Origin of the sequence: Paenibacillus sp. FSL R5-0887 (genome assembly GCF_038002305.1) — a bacterium.
Classification (GTDB): domain Bacteria; phylum Bacillota; class Bacilli; order Paenibacillales; family Paenibacillaceae; genus Paenibacillus_AQ; species Paenibacillus_AQ odorifer.
Genome location: NZ_JBBOCE010000002.1, coordinates 1,889,881 through 1,906,569 on the forward strand (window position 1 = coordinate 1,889,881; position 16,689 = coordinate 1,906,569).

Sequence of the window (16,689 nt, forward strand, 5' to 3'; positions counted from 1 at the left end):
ATCTTGGCAGCTAACCAAGGATTAAAGATTGCAGTTATCGGTGGAGGTTCTTCGTATACCCCAGAATTAGTAGAGGGATTCATTCTTCACTATAAAGAACTTCCCGTGCGCGAATTATGGCTTGTAGATATTGAGCCTGGTCTTCGCAAGCTGAATATTGTAGGTAACTTGGCAAAACGTATGGTGGAGAAATCCGGCCTTCCGATTGAGGTTCATCTAACAACAGACCGCCGTAAAGCGATCGAAGGCGCCGACTTCGTCAGCACTCAGATGCGTGTCGGCATGCTTGATGCCCGTGCTCGTGATGAGTCGATTCCGCTCAAATATGGCGTTATTGGCCAAGAAACAACAGGTCCTGGGGGAATGATGAAAGCACTGCGCACCATCCCTGTTATTCTGGATGTATGCCGTGATATCGAGGAACTGGCTCCCAACGCATGGCTGCTCAATTTCACTAACCCTGCTGGGATGGTCACCGAAGCCGTTCTGAAATATTCTAAGGTAAAAAGTATTGGTCTGTGCAACGCACCTATCGGCCTGATCAAGCAAGTCTCTGCCAAATATAATGTAGCAGCAGACCGCGTATATGCCGAATTTGTGGGCCTCAACCACTTGCACTGGATTACTCGTATCGATGTTGAAGGTGAAGACAAGCTGGATGATATGCTTGCAGATACAACCAGCTACAGCGCTAAGAACGTACCGGCAAGAGAATGGAACCCGGAATTCCTGCAATCCCTTCATGCACTGCCCTCATACTATTTAAAATATTTCTATATGACCGATGCCATGCTCGAAGAGCAAATGGACTCCCATAAGCAAGGCATTAACCGTGCTGAAGTCGTCAAACGTGTAGAAGAAGAGCTCTTCGAGCTTTATGGCAATCTAGAGCTAAGCGAGAAGCCGAAGCAGCTGGAACAGCGCGGCGGTGCTTTTTACTCAGAAGCAGCTGTTAATCTCATGAGATCGCTCCATAACGGATCAAACGACATTCAGACCCTAAATGTCGCTAACCATGGCATATTGGACTTCCTGCCAGATGACGCCAGCATTGAGGTGAACTGCGTGGTCACCAAAAACGGCCCGCTACCTCTGCCACTGACCAAAATTCCAACCATGGCTAAAGGACTCATTCATGCTGTCAAAACCTATGAACAGCTGGCGATTGACGCCGCTGTAACCGGAGACCGCGCCCTTGCCCTTCAGGCGCTCGCACATCACCCGCTTGTTCCGTCCGTGGACGTAGCGATTCGGATGCTGGACGAAATGCTGGAAGCTAATAAAGAGTTCCTGCCGAACTTTTTTGCGAATTAATTCATACCTCCTATCGAGAAATAACTAAAAGAGACCGAACCCGGTCTCTTTTTTTGCGCTTGTTGCTGATACTCGCTACCGAAGCAAAAATGAATAAAGCATCTTGGTAATTTGCACTTAGCGAATTCGCTATCGGACACAGCTGACCTTAAAAGCGGCTTTTTCACATTTTTAGAGTGCTAGCGGACCCCATAGCCGTTATTAGCATGAAAACCACCCAATATAACCCCTTTCGAATTGAATAGCGGCGCTGGTGTCCGAAAACCTGCTTCAAAGGCTAAAAACTAGCAAATAACGTTATCTGGGTCCGCATGACTCGGCCGAAGATTGCACAGAAAATGTGTTCGGATATTTATAGAAGAACCAGAGATTACTGCGAGTTGTACCGATAATGAGATCTGCTGTCCATCAATTCACTGCTGCCAGATTTGCCAACGACCCACAACGCCAAAAAACGATCCCTGTTACTGGAGGAACGCTTTTTTATTTCTACTCCAATGGACTTCCAGCATTTCCACCATTATTATCCACTCATTTATTGCTGCGCTCTCAGCGTATTTCTTGCATTACCTGTTCAATGCCAAAGCGAATATCCGGCTCTTTTACACTGGATACATTGAGCTTTAGAATCTTCTCTTTATTAAAAGAGGGCAGATACCCGCTGTCCGCCATTTCGATGCGAATGAACTTTTTTTGCAGACGTTTGATCATCTGTTCTGTCTTTATGCTGTCACTAAGCTTCAGATACGTATGCACACCAAGCTGGCCGGTTGGATGGTAGGAATAATGCTGTGCTGTCGCTGTATCTAACTCTCTCATAATCGATTCATGGAGCAGCGTGGATCTTTTTTCGTAGCAGGAACGCATCTTTTTTCGGTGGCGCTCGAACATTCCGCTTTTCAGATACAACTCCAGGGCAGCCTGAGACAGCATAGAGCTATCTATATCCATCAGTCTTTTGAATCGGTTAAAAGAGTCACACAGGACCGCTGGCAGTACAGCGACACCGACACGTAGACCCGGAAATATAATTTTGGAAAAGCTTTTCAAATAGATCACATGGGAAGCATCGTCATAAGCGTAGATCGGATCCTCTTTTGCATCCTGCTCCAAGTCCGCCATGTAGTCATCCTCAACGATGTATACATCGTATTTAGCTGCTAGCTGAGCAATCGCCTTCTTCTGGGGACGGGTATAGGAGACGCCAAGCGGATTATGAAATCGCGGGACGGTATAAAAGAACTTGAACTGGCCTGTCTTAAATAACCGTTCTAATTCATTCAAGTCAACCCCAGCATCCGAACGCTTTATTCCCTCTGTCTCAATGCCATACGTCTTCAGATATTCCATAAAAAGCGGATAACCCGGCTGCTCAATCAGCACTCGCTGCCTGCCATTCGGAAAAGGAATTCGGGTCAATACGCCAAGCGCCTGCTGCACACCTGAGGTAATAAAAATCTGTTCCGGATTGGCAAATACCTGATAAGAAGCCAGATGCCGCTGCATTTCACGAATAAGAGAAGGAAGCCCCTGCGGCGTTCCATAGATGAACAAGTCATTGCGGTACATATCAATCGCTTTATTAATACAATGTTGGAAATCCAGATACGGAAAAATATCCGGGTCGGGTGCAGACACCGTAAAATCGATCCAATGTGCACCTTCGTCTTTTCGCTGTCCGCTTCGTTTCATGACATAATAACCACTTTTTGAGGCGGCATAGATTAAATGTTTGTCCTGAAGATCCTGCAACGCGCGAATAACCGTACTTTTACTACATCCATAACGTAAGGACAACTCCCGGATAGACGGTAATTTATCTCCCTCACGATACGTATCCTCGGCAATTTGCGCTTCCAGCTCGTTGATTAACTCCGAATACTTATACATCCCTTTCACCTTCCTCCAAGCTTATTCTGTACCGGTACAGATGAATAATAATTACATTGTAGCACAGCTACTCTAGCCTTAGAATAAAGAGCAGAACAGGACCGGTACCTAAATGCGCGCAACACTTTGGAGGTCTTTACTAATGAATACATCTTCTACTCAAAAAGCGATAGCAGCAGCTGTCATGAATGCTATTATCGTCGGGTTTTCCTTTATATTTGTAAAAATGGCCCTAACCGTCTCGGATCCTTTTGATACGCTAGCTCATCGCTTCACGTTATCTTTCCTTGCCGCTTCTTTATTTACTTTTCCAGGGTGGGGGCGGGTGAAGTTTGGAATATCCAAGGCCGCAGTGATAATCCCACTGGCTTTAATGTATCCAGCGTTATATTTCACCCTTCAGGCGTATGGACTTTTGTATACAACTTCCGCTGTAGCGGGTATTATTCAGGCGACAATGCCCATCTTCACCATCCTTTTGGCGGCGATGTTCTTGAAGGAAACCACGAGCAGCTTCCAAAAGATCTCTACATTAATCTCAGTTGCAGGCATTATTCTTATCTTTGCCATTCCAGGTTTGAGTATCTCTTCTTCTAGTCTTTGGGGCGTCTTACTTATCCTAATCTCAGCTTTATCCCTTGCCGGTTATAATGTTGCAGCTCGAAAGCTGACACGTACCTGGAGTCCCAAAGAACTTACCTATATGATTACTTTGTTCGGATTTATATTTTTTAATGGACTGTCGATCATTAAGCATGGTTCGGCAGGAACCTTGAGTCAGTATTTCACACCTTTTCAAGAGCCAAAATTTATATTCTCCATGCTTTATCTCGGCGTACTCTCCTCCCTCGTAACCTCCTTCCTCTCCAACTATGCTTTATCACGGATGGAAGCTTCACGCGTGAGCATTTTCGGCAGTCTTTCAACAGTTGTCTCTATTCTCGGTGGTGTACTTCTGCTGAATGAGCAACTGGAATGGTACCATTGGACCGGTACAGTGATGATCATCGCCGGGGTGATCGGTGTGAACTGGCGGAAGCAAGTAAGGGCCACAGGCAAAGCGTGAAGATTGATATGCATATTAAAAAGACACCCCGCGAGGTGTCTTTTATCTTTACCCTTTTCAGTATCTCTATTCTGTAGCAAGCCTCGCTAATCGCTGTTATTTGGCTGTTTCAAGCTCCTTGATTTTCTCTTTATATTGATCCAGCAGATTAGCTAAAGCTTCCTTGATCACAGTCGCATCTTTGGATTTAGCGGCACTATTCAGATCATCTTGGGCTTTGAAAAAAGCTTTATCCGCGTCGCTAAGATCTGGAATGGAAATAGCAATTGAAGTCGCGTCTACAGCTTTAATTGAAGTAGTGATATTGCTATCTACCTGCATATCATCGACTACAGGTATTACTTCAAGGTTACGACCAGCTTCAATATATCCTGCAGGTAGAGCTTCGGTGGATAGTATTTCTTTAGATAATTGAACTCCCTCCACCAGTTCCGCAGGCACAAGCTCGGCAAGTGCGGTTATACTAAATCCAGCAACCTTATAATACTGATCCAAGGTGTTCTTCCAATCTTCTTGGGTATTAGGTGCGTAGGTCTTAGCCAACTCTAGGGGATTTACCCAATCAATAGTGGTTACTTTAGTGGCAATTGTTCCTTTAGAGGCAGCAGTAACCACGGCTGCAGCCGTTGTTTTCGTGTTTCCGTCTTGCGCTCCACTTGCTGCGTTCGTTGCAGACGGTGCAGCAACGGCGGACACTAGCAGGGCGGACAGCGCTAACTTTTTAAATAACATCTGTTGATTCATAAATACAACACTCCTCGTCGATTCGAATGATCTTACAAGACCAAGCTTACATAATGGGTGTGGCAGAACATTGGTTAATTTGTGGAAAAACAATGGCAGCCGCCCCTACCCACCTCTGGATTGATATACTTGTAGGAGAATAATCTGGAGGTAACCCGAAATGAATAATCCATATCTCATTGCCGTAGTCGACGATGATGAACATATACGCAATCTTGTTGAAGCTTATTTACAAAAAGAAAACTACCACACCATCGGCCTTGGCAGCGCTGAGGAAGCATGGACCTTGTGGCAGACTAGCCCCCCGGATATGTGGGTACTCGACGTTATGCTCCCCGGCATGGATGGTTATGAGTTCTGTAAAAGGATTCGTAACGAAGCCGAAGTACCGATCATTATGATCTCCGCAAGAGATAATGAAGTGGATAAAATATTAGGATTGGAGCTTGGCAGTGACGATTATCTAGTCAAGCCGTTCAGCCCTCGTGAATTAGTCGCCCGGATCAAACGGCAGCTTCAACGCTGGTACAAAATGAGTAATCAGGCCGAAAAATTGAATAGTCAGACCACTTCCACCCGTCTTGAAATCGACCAGCTTCTACTATTGCCGGAAGAAAGACGTGTATTCTGGTGTGGTGAAGAGGTAGACTTGACCAGCAAGGAATTCACCATGCTAAAAGTATTCGCTGATGCCCCTAACCGGGCATTTACAAGAGATGAGCTGCTGAGCTATGTGTGGGGAGACGACTATTTTGGAAGTGATCGCGCCGTGGATCATCTCATTAAACGGATGCGCAAAAAACTGGAGCATTTGCCCATTGAGGCTGTATGGGGACACGGATACCGCATGAGAACAGATGGGGGTGAGCATACGAATGAAACTAGCACATCAGATTAATTTAGCCTTTAGTATTGCATTGGTATTGCTACTATCTATTACTGCAGTCGTGATCCATTTTGTACTACTCAACCATTTTGTCGGAACACAAAAAGAGGATTTAAGAACCATTGGTGCGGCGATGTCAGTTACATTGACTGAAGAAAGTAAATACATCGGGGAGATTGGCACTCAGCTGGAAGCTCTGCCGGTGACCTTACCTTCTCTAAGCACTGCAGGCGTCGAAGCCATTCTTAGCGATGAGACAGGAAAAGTCTTGTCCACATCATCAGAGATGAGTTCAATTGCAATAAACTATGATGCCAAGAGTGTCACAGGCCAAGCCACTGAGCTCCAGAACATTTGGAATGGAACAGATACACGGTATATTACTGAAGTGAAGGCTACACCTATAGGCACGCTAACTCTACTAACCCCTATGAGCGCAGTCACTGCTATTGAACAAGCTTTGCTCAAAAGACTGCTGATCGTTTTCAGCGCAGCGGGAGCATTTATGTTCCTATTTGGCCTATTTATCACCAAGAAGTTGATTCAACCTCTAATGAGGCTGCAACAAGAACTCCGCAAAGTCAAAGAACGGCGCTTCTCAGATGTTAAATTAATTAAAGCTGGTGGAGAGCTTGGATCTGTCGCTCAATCGGTATATGACATGGCAGATGAATTAAATCGTTTCAACCATGTGCAGAAACAATTTTTCCAGAATGCGTCTCATGAATTAAAAACTCCCTTAATGTCCATTTCCGGCTACGCTGAAGGGATTAAGGATGGTGTTTTTGAAGGTGAGAATGTAGTAAAAGGGCTAGACATTATCATGAGCGAAAGCAGCCGCTTGAAGAAGCTCGTGTCCGAAATGACTTTACTTGCGAAGCTAGACAGCGAGGAAGATATATTCAAGCCTACGGTTATTTGTTTAAAAGATCTACTGACAGAAACCATCGAACGAATGAACCCTCTATTAATGAAAAAAGAATTAACCCTCCATATCTCCCACGATCATCAAGATTCTCTTACGATCCGTGCGGATAGGGATAAGCTGCTACAGGCGCTTCTTAATGTAGTATCCAATGCAACACGTTATGCTAACCAACATATCTATATCCATGTTTCGGTCAAGGAGGGCCGGGCCCTGTTATCCGTAAGTGACGATGGTCCTGGAATTTCGGACGATCTGCTTCCCTATCTCTTCCATCGGTTTGTAAAAGGAAAAGACGGAGAATCCGGACTTGGACTGGCTATTTCCCGCGCAATCATCGAGCGTTGCGGAGGTCAGATCAGCGCAGGCAACCGAAGAAATGGCGGTGCGGTAATCTCGATGGGGTTTCCTTTATAAATATCCATAAGAGGCTGTCTCAAAAGTAGTGAATTCTACTTGGGGGCAGCTTCTTTTTTATGGAATAGAAAAGTAATGGATTTTACTGTGCCATATGACTATATACCACGCGTAGTGTTCTCTGATATTGGGTTGGACGGTTGGATGGTGGGCAGTTGGGCGGTGAGCGGTGAACGATATATTAGGTGAGTTTTTCATACGGCTTGCGGTAGGGTTTAAACTAATTAGGGAAAAACTCCCTGAAAATAGCCGATATTCACTCTAAATGCACGAAATCAGGGAATTCCTCCCTAATAATTAGGGGGATTTCTTAATTAGTTACTAAATCGGCCGAAAATCAGGTAAGTTTTCCCTAATTACTCTATAAATACTTCACTTATTGCATCACTTGCAGCATCACTTGGTGCGACACATGAATCATCAATTGCTCATCACTTGGTGCGCCGCTTAATTCAATCGCTCAACATGTACATAAGAGCTGGAACAGGCCTCATCAGCTACTTGAACATTCATCGTCGGTCACCATCTATATTTTTACTGGTAAATGATGCCGTTTCTACTTCATGGTAAATATAGCTACTATTTTGGGTAATATATAGTCGAAGTAACAATTACACCTTACCTCTGATAAGAGTTAGATACTACATTTTTTCACAAAAAGGAGATACCAACATGAGCAGACTTGCAGGAAAAGTAGCTATTATTACTGGTGGAGCAGGCGGTATTGGTAAAGGGATGGCCCTGGCTTTTGTTAAAGAAGGCGCTAAGGTAGCTATTATTGACCTCAATGAAGAAACCGGCAAAGAAACAATTAAAGAATTACAAGAATATCAACCTGAATCTATCTTTATTCAAGCGAACCTCAAGGAACACGATAAAATAGCTCACCTTGCTAAACAAGTAGCTGATAAATTTGGAAAAATAGATATTTTAGTAAACAATGCCCACGCATCCAGAATGAAATCTATTGAAGAAACTACACAGGCTGATTTCGATTTATCTTTTGATACAGGCTTCTATCCAACCTTCTATTTCATGCAAGCAGCACTACCGTATTTAAAAGAAACACAAGGTAAAATTATTAATTTTGCATCGGGCGCTGGCCTTAACGGGGATACCAATCAAGGAACATATGCTGCTGCAAAAGAAGCCATCCGTGGAATTACCCGGGTAGCCGCTAATGAATTTGGTCCATTTGGTATCAACGTAAACATCATTGCTCCAATTGCTAATTCCCCTGGCATGATTGAATGGGCAGAAGCAAACCCTGAGTATTACCAAAACATGATTTCAAAAATACCTTTGAGAAGATTGGGTGAACTGGAAAGTGATATTGGTCGTGTTGCGGTATTCCTAGCGAGTGAAGATTCCGATTATATTACGGGCCAGACTATCATGGTAGATGGCGGGTCTATTAAGCTTCGTTAATTTCAAGCAGATACTCGACTTAAAATGAATAAATTTGATGCTAAATAAATAAGCCGGAAGTGAACATCGTAAAATGTTCGCTTCCGGCTTTACTACTTTCTATTTAATCGTGATTTCGTCCACATATACGGTAGCACTACCTACTGGATCAGTTGCTGTGGTCATGACTTGAACGCCAATCGCTTGGGTCAAATTACGATCCGCTACCTTGCTGATATCCAGTGTTATTGTAGTAAATCCATTGGCATCTACTGGTGTAGCCGTAGAAGCAGTCCATGTTCCCCAGCTTGAGCCACTTTGGGTAAACAGCTGAGCCATTACACCGCTAACATCGCTTGCATCAATAGGTACAACCTTGATTTTAAGCGTAATTGTTGATGCATTCGCTAAGTTGGTAACCACCATACGACGCAGCTGGAATTGCCCTCCATTCAATGTTAAGTCCGCTTGCATCGAATGAGTTCCCTCAGCATACACAGCATTGCTCACCGATAGATTCTGAGCCAGCGCTGTATTATATTTATTATTTTCATCCACATTGATGCTGAAGCCTTGCAGTGTATTGTCCTCGAAGCCATAGACGACAGCTTCAGGTGCGGTACCATTCTTCAGGGTCCGAACATCATCCAGATACAGCGTAGAAGTTCCCGTACCGCTGAATCCCTCGAGCTTGATACCTATGGCTTTTACACTATTAAGATCTGCAATACCTGCCAAGTTGAGCGAAACCGTAGTAAATCCGCTCGAATCTACTTTCACAGCTCCACTGTCAGCCCAAGACCAGGTTGATCCCGTCTTAATATACAAACGTGCATCCGCTGTTCCGTTCGACAGTTTAATTTGTGCGCTTAATTTATCAACCGCGCTCAGATCCAGACTGCCATTTTTGGTGAGCTCAAAAGCTCCATCTGAATCGAGTGAGAACAAAGTGCTTAACGAATGAGTTCCCTCAGCAGCCTCATCAGTCGAGATTACCGCCGCGCTTGCACTCGCATTATTTTGCTCTACTGTCCAGTCCTGAGTATCTTTTTCGAAACCATACAACAGCTTCGCCTGTTCTGGCGTGCTGCCAGGGCCTTCGCCCCCATTAGGAACGCCACCCGTTCCATCATTAAACGCTGCAATATCGTCGAAGTACAGCGTACCAGACGTACTTGCTACTATGTCCTTTTTATTTACGTAGATAGACACTGCCCGAATGTCCTTAAGGTTCTCTTTAGTGATTACTTTACCGGCATTTCCTGTATCCCATGGCGCTGGAGCGAACTGGCTGAATGGAATTTCCACCAAGCCAGGTGTCGTACCTGCCAGTGAAGGATAAGCTTCAAAAGAAATGCCGCTTGCATTGACCTGAATAACAAGCTTGTGGTCGCTGCCATCAGGTGCAATCCAGAGCTTCAATTTGTTGGCGTCCGACCAGTCGGCATTATTCATGTTTTTGGTACGACCTGTATAACCTTGGCCATCCACATTATAATCGAATCTCAGGCCATACTTGCCATCATTTTTATGGTCCGCATCAAGTGAGATCGTATTTAGATCACCCGCAGGACTTAATGCCGCACGAAGTAATTCATCATTCCCTTTGTAATTCTCAAAAGTATCTACAATCAATGGGTCCCCATTGCCCTCTACGTCACTTACAAAGATTTGGATCGTTTGTGAAAGTACAGAACCATCCTTTGCATAGGACTTAACAGTAAGCATCACGCCAGTTTCGTCGAAGGCTACACCTGGTGTCCAATCTGCCAAGTAATAGAAACCTTCTGCGTCAGCTGCCATGCTGTACTCTGTTGTGTCATCCCCAATCAGGTAGGTTACTTTATCTACGTCCTGATTCAACACACGAACACGAAGGGTCGATGCTTTTGTCGTGGGCACTGTTTGGTTTGCCGTTGGTGAGGCAATGTGTAAAAAAGGTTGCTCGGTTTCTGTAGTTACCTGTTTCGAATACGCATCCGCAATAGCCACTTCATGGCTGAAGCTTGTATACGGATCATTATAATAGTCTACAAAATCAGGGAGCAGTTCATGATCCCCTAGCCCGTTTGGAGCATTTCTATAAGGGACAAAGATAGAATCTGTATTGAAATTCGCCCAAGTCTGCATGTACGCCATCCGTTTAGCATCCGGATCAGACTGCAGTGCAGCGATTAGCTTGGTAAAGAATTTCAGGTCCTTCGTTCCAGTTGGCTTCACACCCGAATAACCGAACTCAGTAAATGCTGCGATTTTCCCCTTATCATCCGCCAGCTTCGAGATCAGCTTAGCATCCTTCACGACTGAATCAAACCAACCCTCAGTGGTTCCGTCATAATAATTATCGAAGCCAAGGATATCGACATAGTCATCTCCCGGATACGTCTCAAGGAATGTCGCATCTGTGCCGTTAAATGGACTTCCCGGTGAGAACGCATATAAGAAGTTATGCACATCTTTTTTGTCCCTTAAGTATTCAACGGTATAACGATAAATTTCAGCATACTGCTCCTTCGTACGGTAAGGCGCACCCCACCAGAACCAGCCACCATTTTGCTCGTGGAATGGACGGAAAATGACTGGAATAGCTTTACCATCATCATCTTTTAAGTTATTCGCAAAGTCCGCAATCATATCCAGGAATGCATTAAACTCTGCATGTTTGTCACCGCCGGGTAATATATGCGTAAGCACATTCCCTTTGGTGTCATAAAAGTCCTTTCCTGTGACGAAGTTCGGCATATGCGAGCTTAAAGTAAGCACGCCGCCTTTTTCATAAGCAGATTTCATCACGCCGATTAATTTATCACGATTCTCCAGCTGGGTTGCGCCTAGATCGCCTGGTTTCTCAAAACCTTCAAGACTAAGCGTATCCCAGCCGAACAGCCCCGGAAGGTCGCCTACTGCATTCTCGACCTCAGACTGCGTTCCGTCCTTTTCAGCAATAGAAAGTCCTTCTGTAGTAGCATGCTGATGTCCAAACAAGATCTCACTGCCGCGGATATCCTGTAAATAGGCGAATAGCGATCTAGTCTCACTACTTGCATCAACATCCGCTAAATTCTCGATACGTCCCACAGGACCCGTCGGGTCTGTCGGTGTCGGTGTTTCCGTTGGTATTGGTGTCGCTGTAGGTGCCGCGGTTGGATTAGTCGGACCTACCGGCGTTGTTGATGAGCCTGATGCCGAGGTAGGCGCTGGGGTAGTCGTTGCTACAGGACCTTGATTGCCTTTGATAATGACAATTGTGCCAGAAGCAATGGGCTTACCGTTCAACGTTACTCCTGTTGCTTTAACGTCCGCTTTTGCAATGTCGCCCTGACCGGAAAGAGTGGTTCCAGTCGCTTTGACAGCTACGTTTAGATTAGCAATCGATGCGCCTTCACCTAGGATCAGCCCCACAGTGCTATTTAGAATTCCCGTGGTGATCATCGTCCCAGTTCCAAACTCCAGTCTTGCTAGACTATCTACCGTTAGCTGAGAAATTTGGGTTGTACCACTCGTGAGGACACGAACCTCACCCTCTTTACGATTTATATTTACTTTGCCTAATGAGCTATTCTTAATAAGAATGGAGTTTATCCCGCCACCTGCAATAAATGTGGTGCCCGTAACCTTAATACCCTCAAGGGTCACTTCGCCGTTACCGATCCCAGCAGTTAGATACAGGTTTCCGTTTATCGTTGCATTTTTTAACACAACACCATCCTGATTAACGACTACATTCCCAGAAACTATTCCTCCTTCAAAGCTTCCAGATTGCGAGTAATAACTCTTCACTATTTTATTAATTAACGTTATAACTTCGGCACGGGTGATCCTTCCAAGCGGCTTAAAGGTTCCATCCTCATACCCTGTAATCAAACCTGAGAGCGCATGAACTGCATCCTTAGCATAAGCCTGAATCTGAGCGGAATCACTAAATCCACTCATCGATGAAGCGCTTTCAGTAGCTTGAAGAGTAAATATCCGAGCCAACATCGTCACCGCATCCTGACGCGTTATATAATCAGTAGCTTGTGCTTTATTCTCTGAGTATCCTTCATAATACCCAGCATATCGTGCCAACGAAAGCTGATCTGCATACCAATCGGTCGCTTTTACATCGGAAAAAGATTGATCTGACTTCATATAGAAACCAAATACCTTATTCAAGATCGTAGCAAACTCAGCTCTTGTAATTCCTTCATTGGGATGAAAAGAACCATCCTGATACCCGTTTAATACGCCATTTTCTACCCACTTCGCAATATTTTGTTGTGCCCAGTGACCCTGTGTATCACCGAATCCCACAGTCGATGGCGCTGCTGCTGCAGAAATTACAGAGGGGAAAGGAGACATTATCATTGCACAGGCAAGTATACTCCCCAGCCACTTTTTCGCTTTTTTCATTCCTAATTCTCCTTCGAAAATGAATGGATTTGATAATAAGAATAGCCAACCAGCTGTTATGAACCCAATAACTATCTGTCCTTATAGAAGACAATTACAGACCTACTCGCTAACTATTCACCTCCACATATTCAGCTTCGTTATTAATAACAAACACTAACAAAATATTCTTATTTCGTTAGATATTTCGGTATATGCAAGATTATAGCGGTTACATTGGCATAAAACAATCTAAATATTCCCTTTTGTTATAATCATTTTATTGTTTACGTTAGTATTAATGTTAGTAATTCCGAAAATATATAACAAAATTAAATTTAATATAACAAAAACAGACACCCCGCAGGAGTGCCTCCCAATAATCATATAGATGAGATCCGATTCATTTATCATGTTTTATTGGTGGCGCGGAAACACAGATGTACCTTCCCGCACCTCTTTCGTCAGATCGTCCATAGTGACAAGATTACGTGTAGTTCCGAGAACGATAATGACATAATACGATTGCCCACTTGAATCCTCGAGCACTACCTGATAACCCGACCCTCCAAATAAGGGTTTGCAAATCGTTGCAACTCTCAGCGACGCACTTTCCGTGTACTCTTTGCGCACATAATCCATTCCAAGGCTTCCTGCCGACTGCTTGTTCTGACGCTCCGAATTTCCGTGAATTACTGCTATTATTACCGCTCCAATAATTATGATAATAAGGAATAGATAACCTAAATGTTTTTTTCTCATCTTTCCTCCTTATTACATAGAGTGATATTGGCACAGCAACGGGGCGATTAGCAATAATCTCGTTTCCGTAGGCACCCTATCCCGTGATTAAGTATGCCGAAGCCGATACCTATAAGCATAATTTTACCCCTACTCTACTTCAACAGCTTAACCTATATAAAAACAAAAGGCACCCCCAAGGGCGCCTTCATTATCACTACATATTAGTTGTGCTAGTTATTTATAAGACTCTGCCAGCGAGTTCGCCACCACTATCGCATTGTACACATCTTCCGGAGTAACCGGGAACGGCATATTGCCCATTGTGTCTCCTTCTGCACAAGCAGCTTCAGCAACTTGGCGCCATTCGGATTCGATAAATTCCGTGCACCCCAGATCGGCGAGGGTTAGCGGAAGATCTACATCCTTGATAAGCTTAATGACAGTTTCCAGCTCCTCATTTGAGGCATTTTCCAGTACTAACTGGGCTAAAAGACCAAACGTAACCTTTTCACCATGCTGAGCTTTGTGTAGTGAAGGAACGGCTGTCATCCCATTATGAATAGCATGCGCGGCAGCCAGACCACCAGATTCAGCACCCACACCACTTAGATAAATTGTCGCTTCAATGGTCTCCTCCACCGCGCGTGTATAGAGCTTCTGATCAACCGCACGTTTTGCTTTTACCGCATTCTTAAGTAGAGCTTCATAACAAAGTCTTGATATACCTAGACCCGTTGTAGAAGGTTTCATAAGTACGAGATTGTCGCCATTAGAGGCATAACAAGCACGGGCTTCAAAATAAGTAGCCAGTGCGTCGCCAATTCCAGCTGCGAAAAAACGGGAAGGCGCTGAAGCTAAAATCGCTGTATCCGCCAAGACCACATCCGGATTACTTGGGAGGAATAAGTATTGATCAAATGAACCATCTTTATTATAAATGACAGCCAGCGCTGTACATGGTGCATCAGTAGATGCAATCGTCGGAAAAATAACTACAGGCAGCTTCTCATAATACGCAGTAGCTTTGGCGGTGTCCAGTGTTTTACCTCCACCGATACCGACGATGATATTCGCCCCAGCTTTACGGGCAAGTTCCCGATTACGATCAATCTCTTCCTGAGTACATTCATAATTGAATTTTTCAAAAGTAGCCTTATTCCCCGCACCTTCGATGGAACTTCCCGCCTCTTTCTTAGCACGTTCCAAAATGAACTCATCACAGATCACATAGGCATGATCGCCAAACGCCTTAATATACTCATTCAGATCTGACAGTAAGTTATGGCCGGAGATAAATTTCTTTGGTGAAGTAACGGATCTAACGAAATGTGACATTGTGCAAGACTCCTTGTTGTGTGTTTTAGTAAGCATAAAGACGCAATTCCTACATATTATTACCCCGCTTCCCAAGAAATACTCAAGCTGCATTCTCCAAAGGCACTCATCAGAGCATGCAAAAAAAGACACCCCTCAGGGCGTCCTTTGATTTTTTTATATCTATTATATAACACGATGCTGAACCCATTTCTTGCCCATAAATCGCCGCAGGAAAATCAAACCTCTGATCCCCCACTCACAATTCATCGCCAGCCAAACGCCGAGTATACCAAAGTTCAGAACAATACCTAAGATGTATCCGAGCACTACACGGAACAGCCACATCGTAAGCATCGAAACCATAGAGGTGAATTTGGAATCCCCTGCCGCTCTAAGCGCCGAAGGCGTAATAAAGCTTATAGACCATAACGGAATTTGCGCAATCGTATTGATGAGCACAATCAGGAAGATATCACCCACAATCTCAGCAGGAGGATGGAACATAGACACTAATGGATTGAAAAAAGGCATAATCAGCAACCCCATCACCACCAGGGAAAGAGAAGAGGCGACAAGGAATGATTTAATAAATTTTCGAGCATCCTTAACATTATTGCTTCCCATACATTGTCCCACCACTGTAATAATCGTCAAGGACAACGCATTCCCCGGGATTTGCATAATCCCTGCAAAGGAGGAGGCAATCGCATTAGTCGCAAGTGCATACGTACCCAGACTAACGATGAAGATCTGAGTCAGAATTTTACCACCATTAAAAAACATCTGCTCTGCCGCAAACGGCATCCCGATGAACATTATTTTTTTCAGCATAGACAGCTTAACCGCTACAAGATCGCGAATACGGATATGCAGATCGTTGTCCAATCGGAATAGATAATAAAGTGCGCAGAACGCCCCCAGGTATCTAGCTATATTTATAGAAATGGTCATCCCCAGAACACCCATATGCAACAGGTTAATAAAGACGAGATTCAATAAGACATAAGTTAAATTCATAATTAGCGAAAGTACAAGCGAGGCCCTCGTTCTACCAATTCCACGAAGAGCACCACATACCGCTTCCACAACAGCTATACCAAGATAAGAGATACAGCTCCCGATTAAATATATTCGGGCGTTCTCCATAACCTCCGGTGAGGCCGCTCCAAATAGTAAATTCAACAGCGGATTGTGAAAAAGAATTCCGAACATCCCAATAGCAAATGCCATCAGCGAAACAGATGACGTAGCACCTGCCGTAGCTTTTGACACCATGAGGTCATTGCCGCTCCCTTTATACTGCGCAACAACAACCGTCCCACCTGTTGAGACGGCAATAAACACACTAATGAGAAAAATATTAAGAGAATCTATCATATTGACCGCACTGATAGCTGCCACACCAGACGAGCTTATCATAGCTGTATTCACTAGATTAAGACCCACCACAAAGGCCTGATCCACTAGGATAGGGATGAATAAAGCAATCATCTGACGATAATCTATCGATTCACCAGAGAAATACTTTTCTAGAAACCGCACACTTTGCTTCGTATTTACACCTACATTAGGCTCCATCTTTGCTTCACTTCTTTTACATAGAGTTTG

General features: G+C 44.3%; 11 protein-coding genes. 5 read left to right on the forward strand and 6 right to left on the reverse strand.

What is annotated here, in order from left to right; all coding sequences use genetic code 11:
• Nucleotides 1-3 precede the first annotated feature (3 nt).
• Complete coding sequence (locus MKY14_RS26210) at nt 4-1,314, forward strand: 6-phospho-beta-glucosidase (protein ID WP_076186244.1); 1,311 nt, start codon at nt 4-6, stop codon at nt 1,312-1,314.
• Between the two features lie 549 nt (nt 1,315-1,863).
• Here the strand turns inward: MKY14_RS26210 and MKY14_RS26215 are convergent.
• Entirely contained in the window at nt 1,864-3,204 is a 1,341-nt protein-coding gene (locus tag MKY14_RS26215; RefSeq protein WP_340977702.1) for an aminotransferase-like domain-containing protein, read from the reverse strand.
• Nucleotides 3,205-3,346: 142 nt separating this feature from the next.
• On the opposite strand from MKY14_RS26215, the gene MKY14_RS26220 reads away from it, so the two are divergent.
• Nucleotides 3,347-4,270, forward strand: coding sequence for a DMT family transporter (locus MKY14_RS26220; RefSeq protein WP_076303201.1), 924 nt, complete (start codon nt 3,347-3,349; stop codon nt 4,268-4,270).
• A 96-nt stretch (nt 4,271-4,366) separates the two neighbouring features.
• On the opposite strand, the gene MKY14_RS26225 is transcribed toward MKY14_RS26220, so the two are convergent.
• Nucleotides 4,367-5,014, reverse strand: coding sequence for a hypothetical protein (locus MKY14_RS26225; protein ID WP_312150771.1), 648 nt, complete (start codon nt 5,012-5,014; stop codon nt 4,367-4,369).
• A gap of 160 nt (nt 5,015-5,174) precedes the next feature.
• On the opposite strand from MKY14_RS26225, the gene MKY14_RS26230 reads away from it, so the two are divergent.
• From MKY14_RS26230 to MKY14_RS26240, 3 genes are all read left to right on the forward strand, one after another.
• Nucleotides 5,175-5,912, forward strand: a complete 738-nt coding sequence (locus MKY14_RS26230; protein WP_076126944.1) for a response regulator transcription factor — start codon at nt 5,175-5,177, stop codon at nt 5,910-5,912.
• The gene (locus MKY14_RS26235; protein WP_340916186.1) at nt 5,890-7,242 is read left to right on the forward strand and encodes a sensor histidine kinase; all 1,353 of its coding nucleotides are present in this window, start codon (nt 5,890-5,892) and stop codon (nt 7,240-7,242) included. Before MKY14_RS26230 ends, MKY14_RS26235 begins: the two co-directional genes overlap by 23 nt.
• A 672-nt stretch (nt 7,243-7,914) precedes the next feature.
• A complete protein-coding gene (locus MKY14_RS26240) occupies nt 7,915-8,670 on the forward strand; it encodes an SDR family NAD(P)-dependent oxidoreductase (protein WP_340977703.1) in 756 nt (251 codons plus the stop codon).
• A gap of 99 nt (nt 8,671-8,769) precedes the next feature.
• Here the strand turns inward: MKY14_RS26240 and MKY14_RS26245 are convergent, their stop codons facing one another.
• The 4 genes from MKY14_RS26245 to MKY14_RS26260 all read right to left on the reverse strand — a co-directional run bounded on the left by MKY14_RS26245 (nt 8,770) and on the right by MKY14_RS26260 (nt 16,659).
• Nucleotides 8,770-13,041 carry a glycosyl hydrolase gene (locus tag MKY14_RS26245; RefSeq protein ID WP_340977704.1) on the reverse strand — a complete coding sequence of 1,424 codons (4,272 nt, stop codon included), beginning with the start codon at nt 13,039-13,041 and terminating at the stop codon, nt 8,770-8,772.
• 396 nt (nt 13,042-13,437) lie between these two features.
• Nucleotides 13,438-13,782, reverse strand: a complete 345-nt coding sequence (locus MKY14_RS26250; RefSeq protein ID WP_340977705.1) for a hypothetical protein — start codon at nt 13,780-13,782, stop codon at nt 13,438-13,440.
• A gap of 216 nt (nt 13,783-13,998) precedes the next feature.
• Nucleotides 13,999-15,099: a glycerol dehydrogenase gene (locus tag MKY14_RS26255; RefSeq protein WP_076279938.1), complete on the reverse strand. Its 1,101-nt coding sequence runs from the start codon at nt 15,097-15,099 to the stop codon at nt 13,999-14,001.
• Nucleotides 15,100-15,264: 165 nt separating this feature from the next.
• Nucleotides 15,265-16,659: an MATE family efflux transporter gene (locus MKY14_RS26260; RefSeq protein WP_076218289.1), complete on the reverse strand. Its 1,395-nt coding sequence runs from the start codon at nt 16,657-16,659 to the stop codon at nt 15,265-15,267.
• Nucleotides 16,660-16,689 lie beyond the last annotated feature (30 nt).